The following is a 19,645-nucleotide window of genomic DNA, read 5'->3' as shown; positions in this document are numbered from 1 at the left end:
ACAAATTTTTTTCCTTAAGTATCCACTTAAAGATACACCCTACCTAAAGTTATAACTTTCTGAGATGATAGTCAATAGATCGCGGTTCGCAGTGGAGAGTCTTCAAAACCTTGATTGTATAGTTTTGTTATTCAAAAGCCGGATGGAAAGCGCTAGACGACCTGGGAAGCGGGATTACAGAGTAGCGCAGCATGGTATTTGCCGGTGAGGCTGAACCTTCTGGCGATCGCATCACATAATTTTTAGGGGTTTTCACTGAGGCGCTTACTCCCACAAACAGATAAAGTGAGAATGTGAGTGTAGCGGCTAGAACTAATTTTTCACGCATTGCAGGCTCCTCCTTTCACCAGATGCCTTGCAGCATCACTCCTCTTTCATCTCCATCATAAGAGCGATGTTAGACAGCTTGACGCGATCGCTGTCAGTCACTTGCTGTGACAATTATCACGGGCCCATGAGGAGATGGGGAGCAGGGAAGCGGGGGGCAGGGGAGCAGGGGAGACGGGGAGAATGGGGAAGAGAGAGAATTTATCTTAAATTTCCGGCAAATTACTTGCGATCTGTCATTGCGAGCAAAGCGAAGCAATCCCAAGGCCTGGCGATTGCTTCGCTTTGCTCGCAATGACAAGTCTTTAACTGGAGATGACATTACCTCCCCATCTCCCCTCTCCCAGGGAATTGTCAGAAGGAAAGAACAATTAAGCCTCCCAGAAAGGTAGAATTAGCCCGTAGTAGGTTATCTGACACAGTGAGGGTACCGACAATATGCTTGCATACATTCTGGCCTTGGCGGTCGGTCTTGGCAGTTGTGCCGTTTACATGGCAGCGTTCTTTTTTCCTGAAGTCCATCGCAAAAGCGACTTCCTCTGGAGTGGTGTAGGACTATTCTATGCCTTAATTTTATGGGTCTGTGCCGGACGGATTACCGGTGCTGTCCTCCTAGGTCAAATCGCCAGCGTTGCTCTATTGGGTTGGTTTGGCTGGCAAACCCTGACCTTGCGTCGAGAACTCACACCAGTGGCTCAGCAAACGCCCATTCCCAATCCAGATATTGCTGGAAAACCAACAAATTTAAAAGGTGTGGGAGGCTTATCCCAGGTTCCCGGACAACTGACCGGCTTATTTGGCAAAAAGAAAGACAAAATTCAGAAAAAACCCACCATTGTTCGGCCACCCAGCTCAGTTGAATCCAAAGACGCTCCGTCTACGGTAGTAGCTAAGGCTCCTGAGTCTGTAGATGTTACCAGTCGGGATCTGGAGCAAGTTGGATCGCGAGAGGATGCGATCGCATCCTCTCCAAAGACAGAAACTCAACCTTCGGTAGTCCCAACTGCTGATACAATCTCAGACGCTACCTCTCTTGTGGAAGATGTCGCCAGTCAATTGATAGAAACTGGCTTTGCTACCACTCCATCAGAAGTAAAGGTAGAAATTAATATTGAAGCAACTGTCTACCCAGATGCGACTCCGCCAAATAGCGACGCATTTGATGCAGAAGACGACTTCGCTGAATCAACCCAAAAACCATTACCCTCTGCTTCATCGACGGCTACCACAAAAACGGTTAAGACATCCGGCGGATTTGGGGGTTTGTTGGCTAATATCAAAAACAGTTTGGGAGGTTTAGGCAGTTTTGGCAAGGGCAAAAGTAAGCCGGCTGATACTGCAAAAAAAGCTAAACCTCCTAAACCAGAATCTCAAATAGCAACATCCCCAACTGTTGACAAGCTTGATGACATTTTAGATTCAAATTTAGTTGAGAACGTCCAAGAAGTAGCAGTAGAAGCGCCAAATGCAGAACCTGCTGATACTAAGGCTGAGGAAATCGCAGAAACTCCTTTAGCGCAAACCACCCCGAAACCGGAAGATTTAATCTCCCCAAGAGAAACTAATGAAAATCCAGGTTTAGATACCGCCGCTGGACAAATACAGGAAACTGAGCGATCGCTTCCTGAAATTCCTGTTGTTAAAAATCCCGAAGCTCTCACAGAAGCCGCAGACGCACTGGAAGCAGACACCCCAGCCCCACCTGTAGAAATAGCACTCTCTCAATCACCTCCCCCTGCTGAGCCTTTAGGGCCAGGAGATCCAGCAGAAAGGCTGGAGGAAGGCGTATCGATTGAGGATTTATCAGCGGTACCGATGGAAATCGCTTCGGTAGAGGTACCGCAGGCTGAAGTCGAGGGCGATCTGCCATTAGTTCGGCCCAATCCGCCCGATCCGAAGCTTGTGGAAGCTGCGAAAAAAGTTGATGAATCTAACTCTAAGGATAGTGATGATGGAGTTACAAATTAACATCTGATACCAAATCCAGCTTAAATATCCCCTTTATTATTTAGTCCGCGTAGGCGGACTTTGTTTGTTTAGTAGCGGTTTCAACCGCCAAGTAATAAAAATGACAGAAATACGTTGTCTGTGCGTAAGTCCTGAAGGTGTCATTGCGAGCAACGCGAAGCAATCTCAATGTCTGGCGATTGCTTCGCGTTGCTCGCAATGACATACAAGACCAATAGCAATTAGCCATTAGCCATTAGCCATTAACAATTAGCAATTAGCAATTATTTAGTCATTCCGCAAAGCAGAAATCGGGTCTAATAAAGCTGCATTCCGAGCGGGAATTACCCCAGCTAATAACCCAACTGTAAAGGACATTCCAAAACCAGTAGCTACTGACAAAAAGGAAATTACAAAGGGAAACTTAAAAATAGTTGCCGCCCCAAAAGCGATCGCAATACCTAATGTAATTCCAATCCCGCCGCCGATGGTAGAAACTACGACTGCTTCTGCTAAAAATTGGCTCAGGATTGCTGAATTGGTAGCACCTACGGCTTTGCGAATCCCGATTTCCTTAGTGCGTTCTACAACTGAAACCAGCATAATATTAGCAATACCAATACCGCCAACTACTAAAGAAATTCCTGCGATCGCTACCACCATCACTGTAAATAAACCTACCACATTACTCAAAGTGTTAACAATTTCTACTTGATTAATAATTCTAAAATCATCAGGTAGAGGCGGGTAAATGTTGTGGCGCAAGCGCAAAAGATTAGTTACTTGAAATTGAGCATCATCTAAAGAATCTTCCTCATTAGTTTGTAGCCAAAACCCACTAATAGCAACGCCTGCTAAGGCATTTTTACCCACAATCCGAGCCGACATATTTGTGAGAGGAATATAAACTCTGTCATCCTGATCCGTGCCTCCTACAGAGCCTTTTGCTTCCATTACTCCAATTACCTTGTAACGTCCTCCCTGAATGCGGACATCTGAGGAAATTGCATTAGCACCAACTCCAAATAATTGATCTCTAACATTAGAACCAAGGACAACTACAGGTTTAGCAGCATTCAATTCTTCTTCATTAAAAAACCTGCCTTCTTGGGGATGAGTATTCTTAACATCTGGATAATATAAATCAGTTCCTAAAATGGCAGTAAATGTATTTTGACCGCTATAAACTACTTGCACTTGACGTTGTAAATAAGCCGTAATTCCCTTAATTGCTGGAGCTTGTTTAGCTGCTTTAGCATCATCCCAAGTGAGGGTAGTAGCAGAACCGCTACCTAGATTAATTCCCCCTGTCCGAGAAGCACCGGAGAGGACTAATAACACATCTGTACCTAAAGCTTTTAACTGTTCCTCAGTAGATTTTTGTACTCCTTGGCCTACAGAAGAAATGGCAATTACAGAAGAAATGCCAATAATTACGCCTAGCATCGTTAACCCAGTGCGTAATTTATTATTCCACAGCGCCTCGGTCGCCATGAATAAAATTTGAGATGTTGATATTGAACGGGTGCGATCGCGAGTATGCAAACTCATTTTTAATATTCCTATAAACTAATTGTTAACTGTTAACTGTTAACTGTTAACTGGTAATTGGTGATTGGTAATGGCTAATTGCTAATTGGAAAAATTTCTCCCCCGCTCCCCTGCTCCCCTGCTCCCCCGCTCCCTGCTAACGCAAGCGTGGCCCAGGTTGTAAACCAGGAATACCTGATGATGGACTGGGGGAGCGACGAGCTCTGGAACTGGGCGGAGAACTAATAAATATTTTTTCATTTCCCTTTAATCCAGAGCGAATTTCTGTTTTGTCATTAACTGTAATTCCAGTCACTATCGGAGTAAATTTAGGCTTCATATTTTCGTCGGCAATAAAGACTCCTGTGCCATTTTCTTGACGTACAATCGCCACTGTCGGTACGACCACAGCATCTTTCAATTCCCCGACTTTAAACTCCACATTGGCATTCATTCCAGAGCGGAGCAACCCTTGGGGGTCATCAACAATTCCCACTTTGACTTCAAAACTGGTGACGTTTTGCTGGACAATTGACTGTGGTGAGATTTGATTGACTTGACCTGTAAATGTTTTGCCGGGATAGGCATCAGCTTGAATTGTCACCTCTTGCTTAAGCCGGATTTGGGAAATATTAGTTTCCGCTACATTTGCGACTACTTGATTTGTGGAAGCTAAGGACAAAATTGAAGAAGAAGTCGCTGAGGAAACAGCACTTCCTGCGGTGGTGGGAGTCACAAAAGCACCTGGATCGGCATATTTACGGGTGACAATGCCGCTGAAAGCAGCGCGAATTACGGTATCGTTAATCAGCGCTTCGATGGTTTGGACGCTACCCTTGGCAGAGGCAACTTGAGCGCGAGCTTGGGCGATGTCTTCTGGGCGGGAACCTGCTTCTAGCAAGGCTAAGGCTTCCTGTCTCTGCTGTACTACTGCCCGTGCTTGAGCGATGTCTTCTGGGCGGGAACCTGCTTCTAGCAAGGCTAAGGCTTCTTGTCTTTGCTGTACTGCGGCCCGCGCTTGGGCAATTTCTTCTGGGCGGGCACCTGCTTGTAGCAGCGCTAAGGCTTCCTCTGCTTGCTTGACTTGAGTTTGGGCGCGATCGCGCGTAGTACGGGAAGTATTCAAGCTCTGGAGAGCGATCGCGCCTGCTGTATATAGTTCCTGATTTCTTTGTAGGTCATCTCCTGCTTGGCGTAGGGCATATTGAGCATCTGTAAGGCGGGATCTGGCTTGGGCTATGTCTTGCGATCGATTACCATTGATGACTTTTTGCAGGTTAGCTTGTTGTTCGGCTAGTTGCCCCCTAGCTGCGGCAATGTCTTCTGGTCGATTACCATTGAGCAATTTTTGCAGGTTAGCTTGTTGCTCAACGAGTTGCGCCCTAGCTACGGCAATATCTTCTGCTCGATTGCCATTGAGCAATTTTTGCAGGTTGGCTTCGGCGGAGGCGACTTGTCCTTGAGCTTGGGTAAGTTGGCCTCGTAGGTTGGAGTCATCCATGTATGCCAGCAATTGCCCTTGTTCAACGCGATCGCCCTCTTTGACCAGTAAACTTTTAAGCATTCCTGATGTTTTGGGGCTGACATTGACTGAACGTTCTGGTTGAATAGTGCCATTAGCGGAAACTGCGATCGGTAGGCTCAGCCTTTCGACGGAAACAGTCTTTTGCCCGCGCCGAGTTTCACTGCTCGGTTTCGCGATCGCCATGCTATAAACGGCATAGCTTCCTACTGTCAGCAGTGACAGGATAAGTAGCCCAAGCAGCCCCGAAACAATAGGTTGTTTATGAAAGCGTTTTGCTAAGTCCATATAAAATTAGACCGACTTGGCAAAGAAAACGTTCAATTCATTTCTTAGATTTTTCTCAATAAGCTCTGGCGAATATTTCTGGCGAAGAATTCGCGGCTACACAAATGAAGTCCGCCTACGCGGACTGTAGAGATTGCAACCCGCACAGGCAGGTTTTGTATGTGTAGTAGCGGTTTTAACCGCCCCTTTGACAAATAGTGGTCAATTCTCTACCATTGCCTTGTTAGGAAGATGAAGCATTAACCGACAAAAATTTTATGACAACAGGGAAATTAACCGGCAAGGTGGCGTTAGTGACAGGTTCAGCTAGAGGGATTGGTCGGGCGATCGCTCTTAAACTAGCAAAAGAAGGTGCGTCACTTGTCATTAATTATGCTGGAAGTACCGCTCAAGCTCAAGAAGTTGTAGAGGCGATAGAAGTTGAAGGCGGGAGTGCGATCGCCATTCAGGGAGACGTGAGTTCTGTTGCTGATATTCAACGGCTATTTGATCGCACAATTGAACATTTTGGTAAAATTGACATTCTAGTTAATAATGCCGGAATCCTGACTAACAAAAAAATTGCTGACTTTACGGAAGCTGAATTTGACAAAATTTTTGCAGTTAACGTCAAAGGTACTTTTTTCGCTTGCCAACAAGCGGCTCAACGCCTAGCCGATGGGGGACGCATCATTAATTTTTCCTCTTCAACTACTTTGATGATGCTACCAACTTATGGAGCTTATGTTGCGACTAAGGGAGCAGTTGAACAATTGACGCGGGTACTGGCAAAAGAAGTAGGTCAACGCGGAATTACTGTTAATGTTATTTCTCCAGGGCCAATAGATACTACCCTATTTCGAGAAGGAAAAACCGAAGCCCAAATTCAATATTTTGTGCAAGCGTCAGCTCTGGGACGTTTGGGAGAAGTGCAAGATATTGCTGATATTGTAGCATTTCTAGCAAGCGATGATTCTCGCTGGATTACCGGACAAAATATTCGGGCTAATGGCGGTATTATCTAAACCTGATTTCAGGATAGTTAAACACTGTTTCCCGGCCAATCGGCACAGAAAATAAATTATACGACTTATGAAGGAACAAAATCAACATCAAGAAGAATTGAATACCCAACGCATTGAAGCTTCCAGCGACGGTGTTTTTGCCATTGCTATTACCTTACTGATCTTAGAAATCCGCCTCCCACACACGGATGCTACACATCAGAGTGTTGCTACCGCATTAGTTTCTCTTTGGCCCTCTTATTTTGCTTACATTTTTAGCTTTGTAATGATTGGGATCTATTGGGTTAATCATCATTACATTTTTAGGATTTACCAGAAGACAGATCATGTGTTTAATCTGCTTAATATATTCTTCCTAATGTGCATCTCGTTTTTACCTTTTCCAACGGCGGTACTAGGCGAACATTTACTTGATGTGAAGGAGCAAAAAACCGTAGTAATATTTTATGTATTTGGGTTATTATTACCAGCCGCATCTTGGTTCCTAAAGTGGCTCTACGCTTCTTCTCACTATCGGCTGATTGATAGTCGTCTTAGCCCGCATTTTGTTAATTATCTTACCAAGCAATATGGATTCTCGGTAATTTTTTACTTGTTTGCACTCGTTGTCTCAGTGTTTCAGCCAGTAGTTGGTATTGCGATCGCAGTTGGGTTGACATTTTTGTATTTGCTGCCGTCAAAACAACCCGTGTATCGAGATCCGCCTACATTGTAAATAGGACAAATTTTCAAACAAACTTAATCTCTCAATTTTCCATTCGGAAAATTCATAAAATCAGTTAGTAGTTAGTAGGGTGCGTCAGATATCAATAGGACTTACGCATGGGCCTCCAGAAACCGGGTTTTTGAGATGATCTGTGGGTAACAACGAAGTATTTTCGTCAAAAAACCCGGTTTCTTTGGTTGTGCGTAAGTCCCGATCAATTTTTTGCTAATAGTGACAAAATTTCGCCTGACGCACCTACAGTTAGTAAATTAAGGAAGAAAAATATGTTGCTAATTGCCAGCATTATTGATGTTCTTTCGGTAATGATGGTGTTGATTTTACCTATAGTGCTAGTTTGGCGCTATACAATTTGTGGGGTTTTTATGGCAACGCTAATAATTGAAATAAATATTATTTTGACTGATGCTTTGATTTCTAAATTACGTGGGCAACAGCTTGACAATGAGAATGTCGAATTCTGGATAACGATATGGATACCCGTATTTTTTTACTGCATTTTTATTTTGCTTATCAAGTTTCTTTTAAAAATATGTAAAAAGGTGTTTGAAAGCTGAGGAGGTGACTAAGTTCTTGCAACTCACCTTGAATTTCTCTAAAATATATGTCAGTTTGCTCAGATACCAGGTTTTGTAATCATCCCTATTATGTTACTCTCGGCAGAAAATTTTCTGGAACTACTGGTTTGTAAGGCTTTCGCGTAGCGAAGCATAAATTATTGAGAATGGCTAAAATCCAGCGATCGCGACCCTACACAAAGCTATTGACACCCATAACACACTCTCCCTATCGGGACAAACGCCTGAATTCCCAATAGCGATCGCGATCCTCTGGTTCGGGATCTGGCCGCTCGAAAACATCAACTTCCTCTGGTAAAAGCCACTTCTTATAACAATCTTGTTCAAGAATACAGGTTTTACCGGGCTGGATGGAAGAGACTGGCAACCACACGCCACCATTGAGTTTGCCATTCTTTGCCCTTACACCAATGAAGAGGAAGGGAAGCACCATATTTGAACCATTATGAACTTCAAACATCAAGTTGCCGTTGTCAGCTATACCGATAACCTGCCAACGGAATTTTCGTCGGGCCTCAACGATAGCTTGCTCTTGCTCTGTGAATGGAGGCGGACCCTCCTCAATGGCTGCCCACTCTTTCTTCGTGAACAATTTCCTTGCTTCTAAGCATCTCGCTTTCAACCATTCCTCGAAACCGCTTGCAGCTTCGAGGAGTCCCTGTTCGTGTTCCCACTCGAACACAGGAGACTCTTCCCCTGGAACTAACATTGATTCTCTGAAATAGGCTAATGCTAGGTCAGTACGACCAAAATGTAGCAAAACGTGACCATCATCCGATTGATAGTCAGTAGGAACATTGAATACCTGTACTAGATAGCTACTTCCCTGACGATAGAGCTTGGCACCACCAAACTGTATAACGAACTCTTTGTATGATGGTGGCACGGGAAGATCTGACTGCTCAACTAGCTTTCGTTGTTCATCTGATAGTGGACCGTCCACAACATGGAATTTGCGAGTCTTAATTCTGTCCATTTCATCCTTAAGCCAATCAAACATACAGCACTTTCCAAGTAAATAGGTACACAAAACAGTTTTTGCAGGAGCGATGCCCCCGTGTAGAGCCTGATTTCAGATTTTTGTGTGCTTTATAAACGCATAATCTGTTGCAATGTCTGCTCCTTTTACTTGAGTTTTTTAGTTTAGTTATGTTAATGAGATGATAGTTACATCAATTATTAGCGATCGCGGCTCGTTTACGCTCACAACTGGCGTACTGGCAAGAGAACCCATTCCTGGTAGTGCCGCCCTCAGTCTTGTTAATGGCGGTTTGGAAGGATTTGTGCGTGCTGCTGCACTGGAAATGCCCCGAAGCATCCGCATTAATGTAATCTCTCCTCCTTGGGTAAGTGAGACTCTGGAGGCGATGGGACAAGATGGTGCCAATGGTATGCCAGCAGCTAAAGTAGCTTTGGCTTATGTAGACAGTTTGGAAGGAGAGCGTAGCGGCGAGATTATTGACCCGCGATCGCTGTACCTTTTAAATATCAGCATAACCCTGAGCTTGACCCCTGAAATTAATCTGCTCAATATCCCCAAAAGCGCTAAGATAAAAGCAAAACCAGCTTTGTAACATCTTGAGCATCCGGCTGTGACAGAACTAAAATCCTATAAAGATACCGTAAACCTGCCCAAGACTAAGTTTGATATGCGTGCCAACGCTGTCAAACGGGAACCCGAACTGCAACAATTTTGGGCAGATCAACATATATACGATCGCCTGTCACAGAACAATCCGGGTGAGTTGTTCATTCTCCACGACGGGCCACCCTACGCTAACGGGCAACTCCACATCGGCCACGCCCTGAATAAGATTCTTAAGGATACGATTAACCGCTACCAAATGCTGCAAGGTAGGAAAGTCCGTTATGTCCCTGGATGGGATTGTCACGGCCTGCCAATTGAGCTGAAAGTCTTACAGGATATGAAGCCTGCCCTTCGGCAAAAGCTGACGACGATCGAACTTCGTCGCCAAGCGCGGGATTTTGCGATCGCTACGATGGAACAGCAACGGGAAGGGTTTAAGCGTTATGGGGTTTGGGGAAACTGGGAACACCCTTATTTGACGTTAAAACCAGAATACGAAGCTGCACAAATCGGCGTTTTTGCCCAAATGGTGCTTAAAGGTTACATCTATCGCGGGATGAAGCCGGTACACTGGAGTCCTAGTTCTAAGACTGCTTTGGCTGAGGCAGAATTGGAGTATCCCGAAGGTCACACTTCTCGCAGTATTTATGTTGCCTTAGCGATCGCGAAGTTGGCAAAGTCCGCAAAGGCGCTGACTCCTTATCTGCCGAATCTCCACTTAGCAGTCTGGACAACTACGCCTTGGACAATTCCCGCCAACCTAGCTGTAGCAGTTAATCCCGACTTGACTTATGCAGTAGTAAAATTCTCAGGGGAAGGATTGAGCACCAATGGCGCTCAAAATTCGCCAGAGAGTGAAGAATTGAGTGGAATTGAAGTCAAAAAAACGCCAGAGAATAAAGAGTTAAGTACCAAGGTAGAAAAAACTCTGATCGTGGCCGCTGACTTGGTAGAAAAATTGTCAGCTACCTTCAACACCAAACTAGAGGTACTGGCTACCATCCAAGGCAAAGACTTAGAAAAATCTACCTACAAACATCCCTTATTTGACCGCACAAGTCCCGTTGTCATCGGTGGCGACTACATCACGGCGGATTCCGGTACGGGTTTAGTACATACCGCGCCGGGACACGGCCAAGAAGACTATCAAGTAGGTCAACGCTACGGTTTACCTTTACTCTCACCAGTTGACGATAATGGTAATTTCACCGTAGAAGCGGGACAATTTGAGGGTTTGAACGTCCTCGGCGATGGTAATGGCGCGGTAATTGATGCTCTGGCCGGGGCCGATGCTTTAATTAAAGAAGAAGTTTACGCTCACTCTTACCCCTACGATTGGCGGACGAAAAAGCCGACAATATTTAGGGCGACGGAACAGTGGTTCGCGTCGGTGGAAGGATTTAGAGAAGCAGCATTAAAAGCGATCGCAGATGTAAAGTGGATACCCGCCCAAGGCGAAAATAGAATTACCGCAATGGTAAGCGATCGCAGCGATTGGTGCATCTCCCGTCAACGCAGTTGGGGCGTACCGATTCCTGCATTCTACGACGAAGAAACCGGGGAACCCTTGCTGAATGAAGAAACGATCGCTCACGTACAGGCGATCTTTGCACAAAAAGGTTCCGATGCTTGGTGGGAATTGCCAATAGAAGAATTATTGCCAGAATCCTATCGCAATAATGGCAAAACCTATCGCAAAGGTACAGACACAATGGATGTCTGGTTTGACTCCGGTTCCTCTTGGGCCGCTGTTGCCAAAGGCCGAGAAGAATTGCACTATCCTGCTGAAATGTATTTAGAAGGATCGGATCAACATCGCGGCTGGTTTCAATCCAGTTTACTGACTAGCGTTGCTAATAATGGCATTGCTCCTTATAAAACTGTTTTAACACACGGTTTTGTATTGGATGAACAAGGCCGCAAAATGAGCAAATCTCTCGGTAATGTCGTCGATCCTGCCGTTGTCATCAACGAATATGGTGCTGATGTCTTGCGGTTGTGGGTATCTTCCGTAGACTATTCCGCCGATGTGCCCTTGGGTAAAAACATCCTCAAACAGCAAGCGGATGTTTACCGGAAAATTCGCAATACAGCGCGGTTTTTGTTGGGAAATTTGCACGATTTCGATCCAGAAAAAAATGCAGTTAGTTATGAAGAACTGCCCGAATTAGACCGTTATATGTTGCACCGGATGACGGAAGTATTTGCAGAAGTAAAAGATGCTTTTGATAGCTTCCAGTTTTTCCGGTTTTTCCAAACAGTGCAGAATTTCTGCGTCGTTGACCTGTCGAATTTCTATCTGGATATTGCCAAAGATCGGCTTTATATCAGTGCAGAAGACTCCTTACGCCGCCGCAGTTGCCAGACAGTGCTCGCGATCGCGGTGGAGAGTTTGGCAAGGGCGATCGCGCCTGTTTTATGTCACTTAGCAGAAGATATTTGGCAATACATCCCCTATCCCACAGCTTACAAATCAGTATTTGAGGCCGGTTGGGTGCAAATAGATAACCGCTGGCAAAATCCAGAGTTAGGCAAATCCTGGGAATATTTGCGACAAGTTCGCGGGGAAGTGAATAAGGTTCTAGAATTAGCACGGAGTGAAAAGGCAATTGGTTCTCCTTTGGAAGCTAAGGTTTTGCTTTACGTCCCCGATGCGGAAAAACGGGAAAAACTGCAAGCTTTAAATCCGAGCACAGAAGCCTTAGCAGCCAAATATCTGCACCCGCATATAGAGGATGAAAAGTCAAGAGAACTGGAGAAAGAAGTATCAATAGAACACGCTGAAACGGGAACAGATAATACTGTCGATATTGCTAATAGTGAAGCCAAACAATCCTTCATCGAACCGAGGGAAATTGTCGAAAAAGTAGCAGAATTTATCAGGGATTTACCGAGGTTTTTGGGTCAATTTTTAGCAGAAAATCAGGAAGCTGCCGTTATAGTTATCCTCCTATTCGCATTGTTTGCAGTTGCGAAAGCAATCGGGGCGGTACTGGATACGGTTAATCAGATTCCACTGCTGGGAGGCACATTTGAACTCATCGGTTTTGGATATACAATCTGGTTTGTGTGGCAACATTTGCTATTTGCAGCTAATCGGCAAGAGTTGTCAGAAAAGGTTGAAACTCTGAAAGTAGAGGTATTGGGGAAAGAAGTAAGAGAAACGACTGTTGAAGCGAAAGCGATCGCATCTCAAGAGGAGATTAAGGTAGAAGTACCAGCAATCAGCAATACTGCGGAAATTGTATCTCAACTCTCTGCTGTCAAAAAGCCTGCATCGGCAATCAAAAAGTTACACAATTCTGCGACTGGTAACGGTGTAGACGAGTTGCGGTATCTGTTAATTGCTTCTCAGGTGGAACTTTTAGAAAGTTCTGAAGGTTTAGAAGGAATACCCTACAGCTTTAATTCGGAAGACTTGGGGGTTGGTGTGGTGAAAGCAGACGGACAAAAGTGCGATCGCTGTTGGAATTATTCTACTCATGTTGGTGAATCAGAGGAACATCCTTTACTTTGTGAAAGGTGTGTGCCAGCATTAGCGGGGCAATTTTAAGTTAATTAGACTTCTCCAAAAATTAGGTTTTTTTCAGACAGACTAAGAGTTTAAAATTCTTTTTTGGAGAGGTCTATTGATTGCCTAGTTTTTTAACCAGTAGCATATTCAGTTTCTTCTGTCGCAATATGCTTACTCTTCATTCCAAGCACTAAGAAACTCTATTTGATTTTGCATTTCTGTCCCTGACTTGGCAGAAATTAGACTCAAAAGGCGACGCATTTGTTCTCCCACAGAATAATTTTGCTGTCCTAAAATAATTCCTGCATGAGAGTCACCTCTTTCTAGCCAATTGGTATGGATTCTATAAAAATCCCTAGTGTTGAAACTATAAATTACCCTTTGATTCGCAAAAGCCCAAATCAGTTGATCTTCATCACTCCGAGATAACATCCCTGTTTCGGCAACTGTAATGATATCTACACCACGACTTTGTAAAGCTTGTAATAGTTTTTTGCTGCGGGAATCTTCATCTAAGTAAAGACGAATTTGGCTCATGCTATTGCCTACATTTTTAGCTTATTTAATGCTGCCAAACGTTCATATTCTGCTTGTTCAGCCGCTAAATCTGCTTCTATTTCCGCTCGATTTGCGTGATAATAAGTCAGTGCAGCATAAACCTGTGCCAAGGTGAGATGATCCAGATCCGCTGCTATTTCCTCAGCATTATTGCCTTGTTTGTATAAGGCCACAATTCGCTGCACTGATGTGGCAGTTCCTGCTATGATAGGGATGCCATTGCGAAGGTGCGGATCGCGGATAATTAAAGTGCCAATATCAGTTAAAGTTGGCATAGAAATCTGGAGTTAAAATTCTAATTTAATTATAGCATGAATTTATTAAATTTTTGAGCTATACTAAAATCAATTTTCCCTAAGTGTTCCACAAGATAAGAAGCCGCAGGATTTGCTATGTCAATCACTGTTCAAGAAGTTTACGATCGCGTTCTCTCTACCCTTTCGCCAACCGAGAGATTACGCTTGGCAACTCTTATTCTCAACGATTTGGTGCAGCAAAATCTATCTATCGTCGATGAAAGTGAGACTTGGAATGAAGAAGATAAACTTGATGTCACCACATTTTCTTTGCAGTACGCCACCGCCCTTTTTCCTGAAAACGAGGAGATATAATAGTGTCTTTTAATCCTGGTGATGTGGTGACAGTAGATTTTCCTGGTGTCACTGGCATTAAACGTCGTCCGGCTGTAATTCTATCATCAGTTATATATAACACAATCCGCTCTGATGTAATAGCTGGACTCATTACTACACAGACAACTGCTTTAGGTTCAACTGATTATATTCTCCAAGATTGGGCAACAGCAGGTTTACGACTTCCTTCAGTTTTTCGCAGTTTTATTGTCACTCTACCGCCATCTTCCAATTTAGTTCTAATTGGTCATTTGTCGGAACGCGATTGGAAGGAGGTTCGTGCTTGCTTGAAAGTTGCTCTTGCGGATTTGGAATAATATAGTTCTTGTTGTTTGACAAAGATTGGTGTGTTAACGCTACATTGCTTCTACATAGTCACAAAGTGTAGTTGCTTCGGGAATGGGTAAACCTTTTAATTCTGCTTTTACTTTCTTGGGCGGGGCTGTGTAGGAGATGGGTTTCAATTGCATTGATTACCTTGCCGCGATCGATAGGTCTGAGAAGTTTTAGGTCTTCTAAAGATTCGGTTGTAAATTCTATTTCATAAGGCATATCTAAGCTGTAAATTATGTTTTAAACAGTTCGATAAAAAAGACTTGACAAAGGGCTGAAATAACTATAGACTACAGCTTACAGTTCTCGATGCGAGAGAAGAAATAAAAACACCACCCCCAATACATAGCTGCCGCACCCTTACCTATCTGCCGAAAACCACAACGAACAAACATCGGGAGATGTCCTTCTGGTGGTTGCAAATTAAAAGTTAGATCATCGTAGTTTAACCACTTACCTTCTTTTAGCCAACCGACTCTAAAGCCTAGCCTATATTCAGCATTGCCATTATAATCTACTTTACCACCACATTCTAACCAAATTTTTTTCTGGACGCTAAAGCCAAAGCGACCCTGACTATATTTTACCCACAACTGGTCAATGATCTGTAAATCATCGCAAGGAAAATTATCAAGGGAGTACGGATCTAAGTCACCAAATCTCTCCCGTATAGAAGCTTTCAGCATCAATTTTGATGTTTCTATATCTGCCTCTTTCCACTTTCCTGTTGCCAATAGATCCCGCAAAGGAGTATAGTCAATACCCCGCCACGCCGATTTAAGAGAGTTTGGTGTTTGAGGTAATATTTGAGTTTGAGGTAATATTTGAGTCTGAGGTGATAGTTGAGGTAATTTATTACCAAGCGCCTGCAAAACTTCAGTAGCAGATTGATAACGTTTCTTACTAGCAGGTTGAATCATTTTATCTAAAATCTGACCCAATTCCGAACTAACAGACGTTTTCAAGTGTTCTCGCCACACCCACTCAAACTCGCTCACATCAAATAATTCAAGCGGTTCAACTTGAGTTAACAGACATAGACAAGTCACACCTAAACTATAAATATCACTAGCATAAATAGCTTTTCCCGCCGCTTGTTCCGGTGCTGTATATCCAGCACTTCCGATCGTTGTTCCCGTTACCGCTAAAGCTGTTTGAGTCGCATATTTCGCCGCGCCAAAGTCAACTAAAACCAATTCCCCATTTGACCTCAAAATAATATTTTCTAGCTTAATATCTCGGTGAATGACTTGGCGAGAGTGAATAAACTCAAACACTGGCAATAAATTATTAAGCAAGTCGCGAATCCGCCTTTCGCTAAAATATCCCTCAGCTTCTAGTGTTTGGGCTAAATTTTGACCGTCGATAAATTCTTGGACTAAATACTGCCGTCCATCTTGACTAAAATATGCTAATAAATCGGGAATTTGAGGATGTTTCCCCAACTGTTCTAACCGTACTGCTTCCTGCTCAAATAATTCAGTAGCTTTCTGAATATTAGAAGTGCCTTGAGCTTGGGGATAGAATTGTTTAATCACGCAGACTGGTTTTGAGGGTTTATGCTCGTCAACCGCGAGAAAAGTGCGCCCAAATCCCCCTTGTCCAATAATTTTTTGGGTTCGGTAACGGTCAGCCAATAATAGTTTATTACCACATTTTTGACAGAAGTTAGTGCCGGATGAGTTCTCGTTGAGGCAATCAGGGTTTAGACATTTGCTCATAAAAACTCCTTAATTTACTAATGTCAAATCTTATAAACTTTGCTTTTAGAATATTCAATAATACCTACAAAATCGGTCAAGCTACAACAGGAGACTGGCTAGGTATCAATGCGATCGCTGAATTTGAATACAATCCCTAGAGACAGGGAAAGGCATAGTGAAAACAAACAGGCAAAAGTCCGTAGGCGTAGCCAGCCGCAGGCATCGCGCCCCTAAAACTTCAACCACCGGGAAACTACCGCACACTCGTCACTTCCAGAGACTCCTGCTTCACACGACCCGCCATCGCCGCCAACTGCAAACTCATAAAAGCATTCAAATCCTCCAAATCGTACCGCGCAGTCGTAAATACCTGCTGCATTTGCTTTTCCGCTTCCACCGTCAGATATCCCGTACTAAGAGCTTGTTGGACAACTTCACGAATCACCATCATAATAAATGCTCCTTGCTTCTCTTGCTTCTAAAACAAGTATCTGATTTTCCCCCAAAACTCTCAGTGACACTACCTTCTATCGTCCTGTGATACTTTGAGAGGTAGCCTGTGACTAGCCGTTATAGTCTTAGTGACCGCGATCGCTCCTAGATCGATCTCAAGTTAAGAGTTTGACAGCAGATTCTTTCACAAAACACCAGGAATCTGAACCCCGCCTCCCCCATTGCCTAACCCGCAGGACAGACAAAGAGAGAGGGGAAAAGCGGAGAACAAAGGTGAGTGTGGATATATAACCACCAAGGCTTAGGAAGTTATTAATTGCTGAAACCATTGCTTTTATTGTCTTCTACCTTCTATCTTCTGCCCTCTGTCTTCTGCTATAACTTAAGATCAGCTGGAATTCGGGCTATCTCCACCTTTTGCTATAACTTAGGATGAGCTGGAATTCCCGGTATCTCTGACTTCGCGAGACTCTTGTCTAACACGGCCAGCCATCGCCGCTAGTTGCAAACTCATAAAAGCATTGAGGTCTTCAATATCGTATTTAGTAGTAGTTAGCATTTGCCGCAGTAAATTTTCGGCTTCAACCGTCAGATAACCCGTACTAAGAGCTTGTTGGACAACTTCGCGAATCATAATCATAGGAACCTCTAACTTTTTCACTGCCTGGATGACCCAAGTATTAGGTATTTCAACCGATCGCACAGTGATAGGAATGCTCTAGTTTTGGTGACGTTTTCGGAACTAGCAAGTGATGGTTTGGTTGGTCTTTCGTGACTTGTTATGGAGACAAAGTGTGATCGCGATCGCTAGGATCTAAGAGGGAGCAGAGGAGCAGAGGGGCAGAGGGGTAGGGGAGCCGGGGATCAGAGGGGCAGAGGAGCAGAGGGGAAATCTTCGTCTCCCCCTCTCCCCTGCTCCCCATCTCCTCTGCCCGACCCATTAAGTCGTAAACTCAAAATTTAGGGCGAACAATTTCAGGAACATTGCTCAACCAGCTCAAACGTCTATAATTGGCAAGCTTAAATAGTCAGGACAATAGTATGGCACCAGCTTATAAAGATTTGCTTCGACAACTTGATTCTTTATCGGAAAGTTTTCCGACTTTGGGTAGCCGCTTATCTCAGGCTGCCAAAGAACTACAAAGTGCTGGCATTCCACCCTCCGATAGTTTAGTTGAAGAACTCACAGCCTACGGCAAGAACTTTACGATCGCACGCAATCAAGCCCTCGAACTGGGAAAATCCTTGCGATCGCCAAGTAATCCCGTTTCCCTCCAAGACATCCGAGATGTAATACAGGCAGTTGCAACGGCACAAGGTAATGCCGAAAAACGCCAAAAAGCCTTAAACATACTCGATCGCGTTTTAGCAATCGTTCACCGAGAACAGAACAATTTTCCGCCTTTGGAACCAATTCGCGACAAAGCCAGCGAACTTTACCGTGCTATTAACGATCCCAAAGCCACTCAACTACATCCAGACGCGATCGCCTTAGTTGAAGAAAAACACCCGTTCTCAGCTTTGCTAACTCTAGTCGAACAAGCAGAAAATTTAGATGATAGCCAGTGGGTCATCCTTGAGGAGAAAGTAGGTGCGGCCTTTGGTAAACAATTAGTTGTAGCCATATCCAGAGGTAAATTAACATTCACCGCGATCGCAGCCACTTCTAATTTACCTATTGCCCCTCAGTCAGTTGAACCAGAACGCTCCCTTAGCTTACCTCTGACTCTGCCCCAAGTTACTGCTGAAGCCTTGCCAGAAGTGATAATTATCCCTTCGACTGTAGCAGTCGCTAACAAACCGATTACTGTTGACCCAGACATTACAATTTTGGAGTCCCCCGCATCTGGTACTCCCATCCACGAAGTGATCGTGGTTCCTAGCGTTAACGTAAATCAACCTCTACAAAATGTGCAGGGACAGCACATTGTATTTGGACAAACCCCCAGTAGTGATGGATCGCAACAGCCTACCTCTGTTGGATTGAAAGTGCTCGCCCACATTCAAGGAGTAGGCGATCGCACTTTTGCCGCCCAAGAATATGCTGGCAGTCGCGGCAAAGGTCTTCGCTTAGAAGGATTTCAGATTAATATAGATTCAGCAATTCCTGGCTTAACCGTCCAATACATGGCTCACGTTGAAGGAGTTGGCGACACGCCTTGGGTTAATGAAGGAGAATTAGCCGGTTTCCGAGGTAAATCTAAGCGAATTGAAGGATTTGCAATCCGATTAGCTGGGCCACAAGCTGCTAACTACGATGTGTTCTACACTGCTCACATTCAAAATATTGGTGATGCAGATGTCGCCTCTAATGGTAAATATTGCGGTACTCGCGGTAAATCTCTGCGAATTGAAGGGATTAAAGTTTGGGTACAACCATCAAAGAGTGCTGTAGCTGCTGTAAAACCTCAGCCTCCGGCCACCGTTGGACTGAAAGTGCTCGCTCACGTTCAAGGAGTAGGCGATCGCACTTTTAAAGCTCAAGAAGATGCTGGCAGTCGCGGTAAAGGTCTTCGCTTAGAAGGATTTCAGATTAACATAGATCCGGCAATTTCTGGCTTAAGTATTCAGTACATGGCTCACGTTGAAGGAGTTGGCGATACACCTTGGATTAATGAAGGAGATTTAGCTGGTTTCCGAGGTAAATCTAAACGAATTGAAGGATTTGCAATCCGCTTAGCTGGGCCAGAAGCTTCTAAATACGATGTATTTTACACTGCTCACATTCAAAATATCGGCGATACTCCTCCCGTTGCTAATGGTCAATATTGTGGCACTCGTGGTAAATCTCTCCGAGTTGAGTCAATGAAGGTGTGGGTAGTAGCTAAAAATTAAGAGTTACAGCGGTTTTCAGAGGTTTGGAGAGAGGTCAAAACTGTATCGAAAAGAGTTGAAAACCGCTATAAAAGTTAAAACAGGATTTACCGTAACGCCGCCCTCTGGG

General features: G+C 44.2%; 18 protein-coding genes. 9 read left to right on the top strand and 9 right to left on the bottom strand.

The features are described from left to right. Positions 1-127: 127 nt before the first annotated feature. Positions 128-328: a hypothetical protein gene (locus PY364_RS20390; protein ID WP_275525742.1), complete on the bottom strand. Its 201-nt coding sequence runs from the start codon at positions 326-328 to the stop codon at positions 128-130. A 437-nt stretch (positions 329-765) separates the two neighbouring features. On the opposite strand from PY364_RS20390, the gene PY364_RS20385 reads away from it, so the two are divergent. Continuing rightward, positions 766-2,295 carry a Ycf66 family protein gene (locus PY364_RS20385; RefSeq protein ID WP_275525740.1) on the top strand — a complete coding sequence of 510 codons (1,530 nt, stop codon included), beginning with the start codon at positions 766-768 and terminating at the stop codon, positions 2,293-2,295. A gap of 267 nt (positions 2,296-2,562) precedes the next feature. On the opposite strand, the gene PY364_RS20380 is transcribed toward PY364_RS20385, so the two are convergent. Both PY364_RS20380 and PY364_RS20375 read right to left on the bottom strand, forming a co-directional pair. After that, the gene (locus PY364_RS20380; protein ID WP_275525738.1) at positions 2,563-3,825 is read right to left on the bottom strand and encodes an ABC transporter permease; all 1,263 of its coding nucleotides are present in this window, start codon (positions 3,823-3,825) and stop codon (positions 2,563-2,565) included. Positions 3,826-3,961: 136 nt separating this feature from the next. Further along, a complete protein-coding gene (locus tag PY364_RS20375; RefSeq protein ID WP_275525736.1) occupies positions 3,962-5,614 on the bottom strand; it encodes an efflux RND transporter periplasmic adaptor subunit in 1,653 nt (550 codons plus the stop codon). 257 nt (positions 5,615-5,871) lie between these two features. On the opposite strand from PY364_RS20375, the gene PY364_RS20370 reads away from it, so the two are divergent. From PY364_RS20370 to PY364_RS20360, 3 genes are all read left to right on the top strand, one after another. Beyond that, positions 5,872-6,618 carry an SDR family oxidoreductase gene (locus PY364_RS20370; protein ID WP_275525734.1) on the top strand — a complete coding sequence of 249 codons (747 nt, stop codon included), beginning with the start codon at positions 5,872-5,874 and terminating at the stop codon, positions 6,616-6,618. Between the two features lie 67 nt (positions 6,619-6,685). Beyond that, a complete protein-coding gene (locus tag PY364_RS20365; RefSeq protein ID WP_275525310.1) occupies positions 6,686-7,333 on the top strand; it encodes a TMEM175 family protein in 648 nt (215 codons plus the stop codon). Positions 7,334-7,608: 275 nt separating this feature from the next. Continuing rightward, entirely contained in the window at positions 7,609-7,899 is a 291-nt protein-coding gene (locus PY364_RS20360; protein WP_275525307.1) for a hypothetical protein, read from the top strand. Positions 7,900-8,128: 229 nt separating this feature from the next. Here the strand turns inward: PY364_RS20360 and PY364_RS20355 are convergent, their stop codons facing one another. Next, positions 8,129-8,863: a hypothetical protein gene (locus PY364_RS20355; protein WP_275525304.1), complete on the bottom strand. Its 735-nt coding sequence runs from the start codon at positions 8,861-8,863 to the stop codon at positions 8,129-8,131. Positions 8,864-9,080: 217 nt separating this feature from the next. Between PY364_RS20355 and PY364_RS20350 the strand changes: the two genes are divergently transcribed. Together PY364_RS20350 and ileS are read left to right on the top strand one after the other, a co-directional pair. After that, the gene (locus tag PY364_RS20350; protein ID WP_275525301.1) at positions 9,081-9,494 is read left to right on the top strand and encodes an SDR family oxidoreductase; all 414 of its coding nucleotides are present in this window, start codon (positions 9,081-9,083) and stop codon (positions 9,492-9,494) included. An 18-nt stretch (positions 9,495-9,512) separates the two neighbouring features. Then, entirely contained in the window at positions 9,513-13,061 is a 3,549-nt protein-coding gene (gene ileS / locus PY364_RS20345; RefSeq protein WP_275525298.1) for an isoleucine--tRNA ligase, read from the top strand. 132 nt (positions 13,062-13,193) lie between these two features. Here the strand turns inward: ileS and PY364_RS20340 are convergent, their stop codons facing one another. Both PY364_RS20340 and PY364_RS20335 read right to left on the bottom strand, forming a co-directional pair. Continuing rightward, positions 13,194-13,559 (bottom strand): DUF5615 family PIN-like protein, encoded by a 366-nt coding sequence (locus tag PY364_RS20340; RefSeq protein ID WP_275525295.1) that lies wholly within the window; start codon positions 13,557-13,559, stop codon positions 13,194-13,196. Between the two features lie 8 nt (positions 13,560-13,567). Beyond that, on the bottom strand, positions 13,568-13,855 hold the full coding sequence (locus tag PY364_RS20335; RefSeq protein ID WP_275525292.1) for a DUF433 domain-containing protein: 288 nt from the start codon (positions 13,853-13,855) through the stop codon (positions 13,568-13,570). Between the two features lie 117 nt (positions 13,856-13,972). Between PY364_RS20335 and PY364_RS20330 the strand changes: the two genes are divergently transcribed. Further along, on the top strand, positions 13,973-14,191 hold the full coding sequence (locus tag PY364_RS20330) for a hypothetical protein (RefSeq protein ID WP_275525289.1): 219 nt from the start codon (positions 13,973-13,975) through the stop codon (positions 14,189-14,191). Between the two features lie 2 nt (positions 14,192-14,193). After that, positions 14,194-14,529 (top strand): type II toxin-antitoxin system PemK/MazF family toxin, encoded by a 336-nt coding sequence (locus tag PY364_RS20325; protein ID WP_275525286.1) that lies wholly within the window; start codon positions 14,194-14,196, stop codon positions 14,527-14,529. A 306-nt stretch (positions 14,530-14,835) separates the two neighbouring features. Here the strand turns inward: PY364_RS20325 and PY364_RS20320 are convergent, their stop codons facing one another. The 3 genes from PY364_RS20320 to PY364_RS20310 form a co-directional block, all read right to left on the bottom strand. Then, complete coding sequence (locus PY364_RS20320; RefSeq protein WP_275525282.1) at positions 14,836-16,266, bottom strand: serine/threonine-protein kinase; 1,431 nt, start codon at positions 16,264-16,266, stop codon at positions 14,836-14,838. Between the two features lie 235 nt (positions 16,267-16,501). Next, positions 16,502-16,699 (bottom strand): hypothetical protein, encoded by a 198-nt coding sequence (locus tag PY364_RS20315; protein WP_275525279.1) that lies wholly within the window; start codon positions 16,697-16,699, stop codon positions 16,502-16,504. 429 nt (positions 16,700-17,128) lie between these two features. Continuing rightward, positions 17,129-17,341: a hypothetical protein gene (locus PY364_RS20310; protein WP_275525276.1), complete on the bottom strand. Its 213-nt coding sequence runs from the start codon at positions 17,339-17,341 to the stop codon at positions 17,129-17,131. Positions 17,342-17,742: 401 nt separating this feature from the next. On the opposite strand from PY364_RS20310, the gene PY364_RS20305 reads away from it, so the two are divergent. Next, positions 17,743-19,536, top strand: coding sequence for a hypothetical protein (locus PY364_RS20305; RefSeq protein ID WP_275525275.1), 1,794 nt, complete (start codon positions 17,743-17,745; stop codon positions 19,534-19,536). Positions 19,537-19,645: the final 109 nt, after the last annotated feature.

The organism is Kamptonema sp. UHCC 0994 (assembly GCF_029167235.1).
Classification (GTDB): Bacteria; Cyanobacteriota; Cyanobacteriia; order Cyanobacteriales; family Microcoleaceae; genus Kamptonema.
This window is presented reverse-complemented; position numbering and strand designations above follow the sequence as displayed.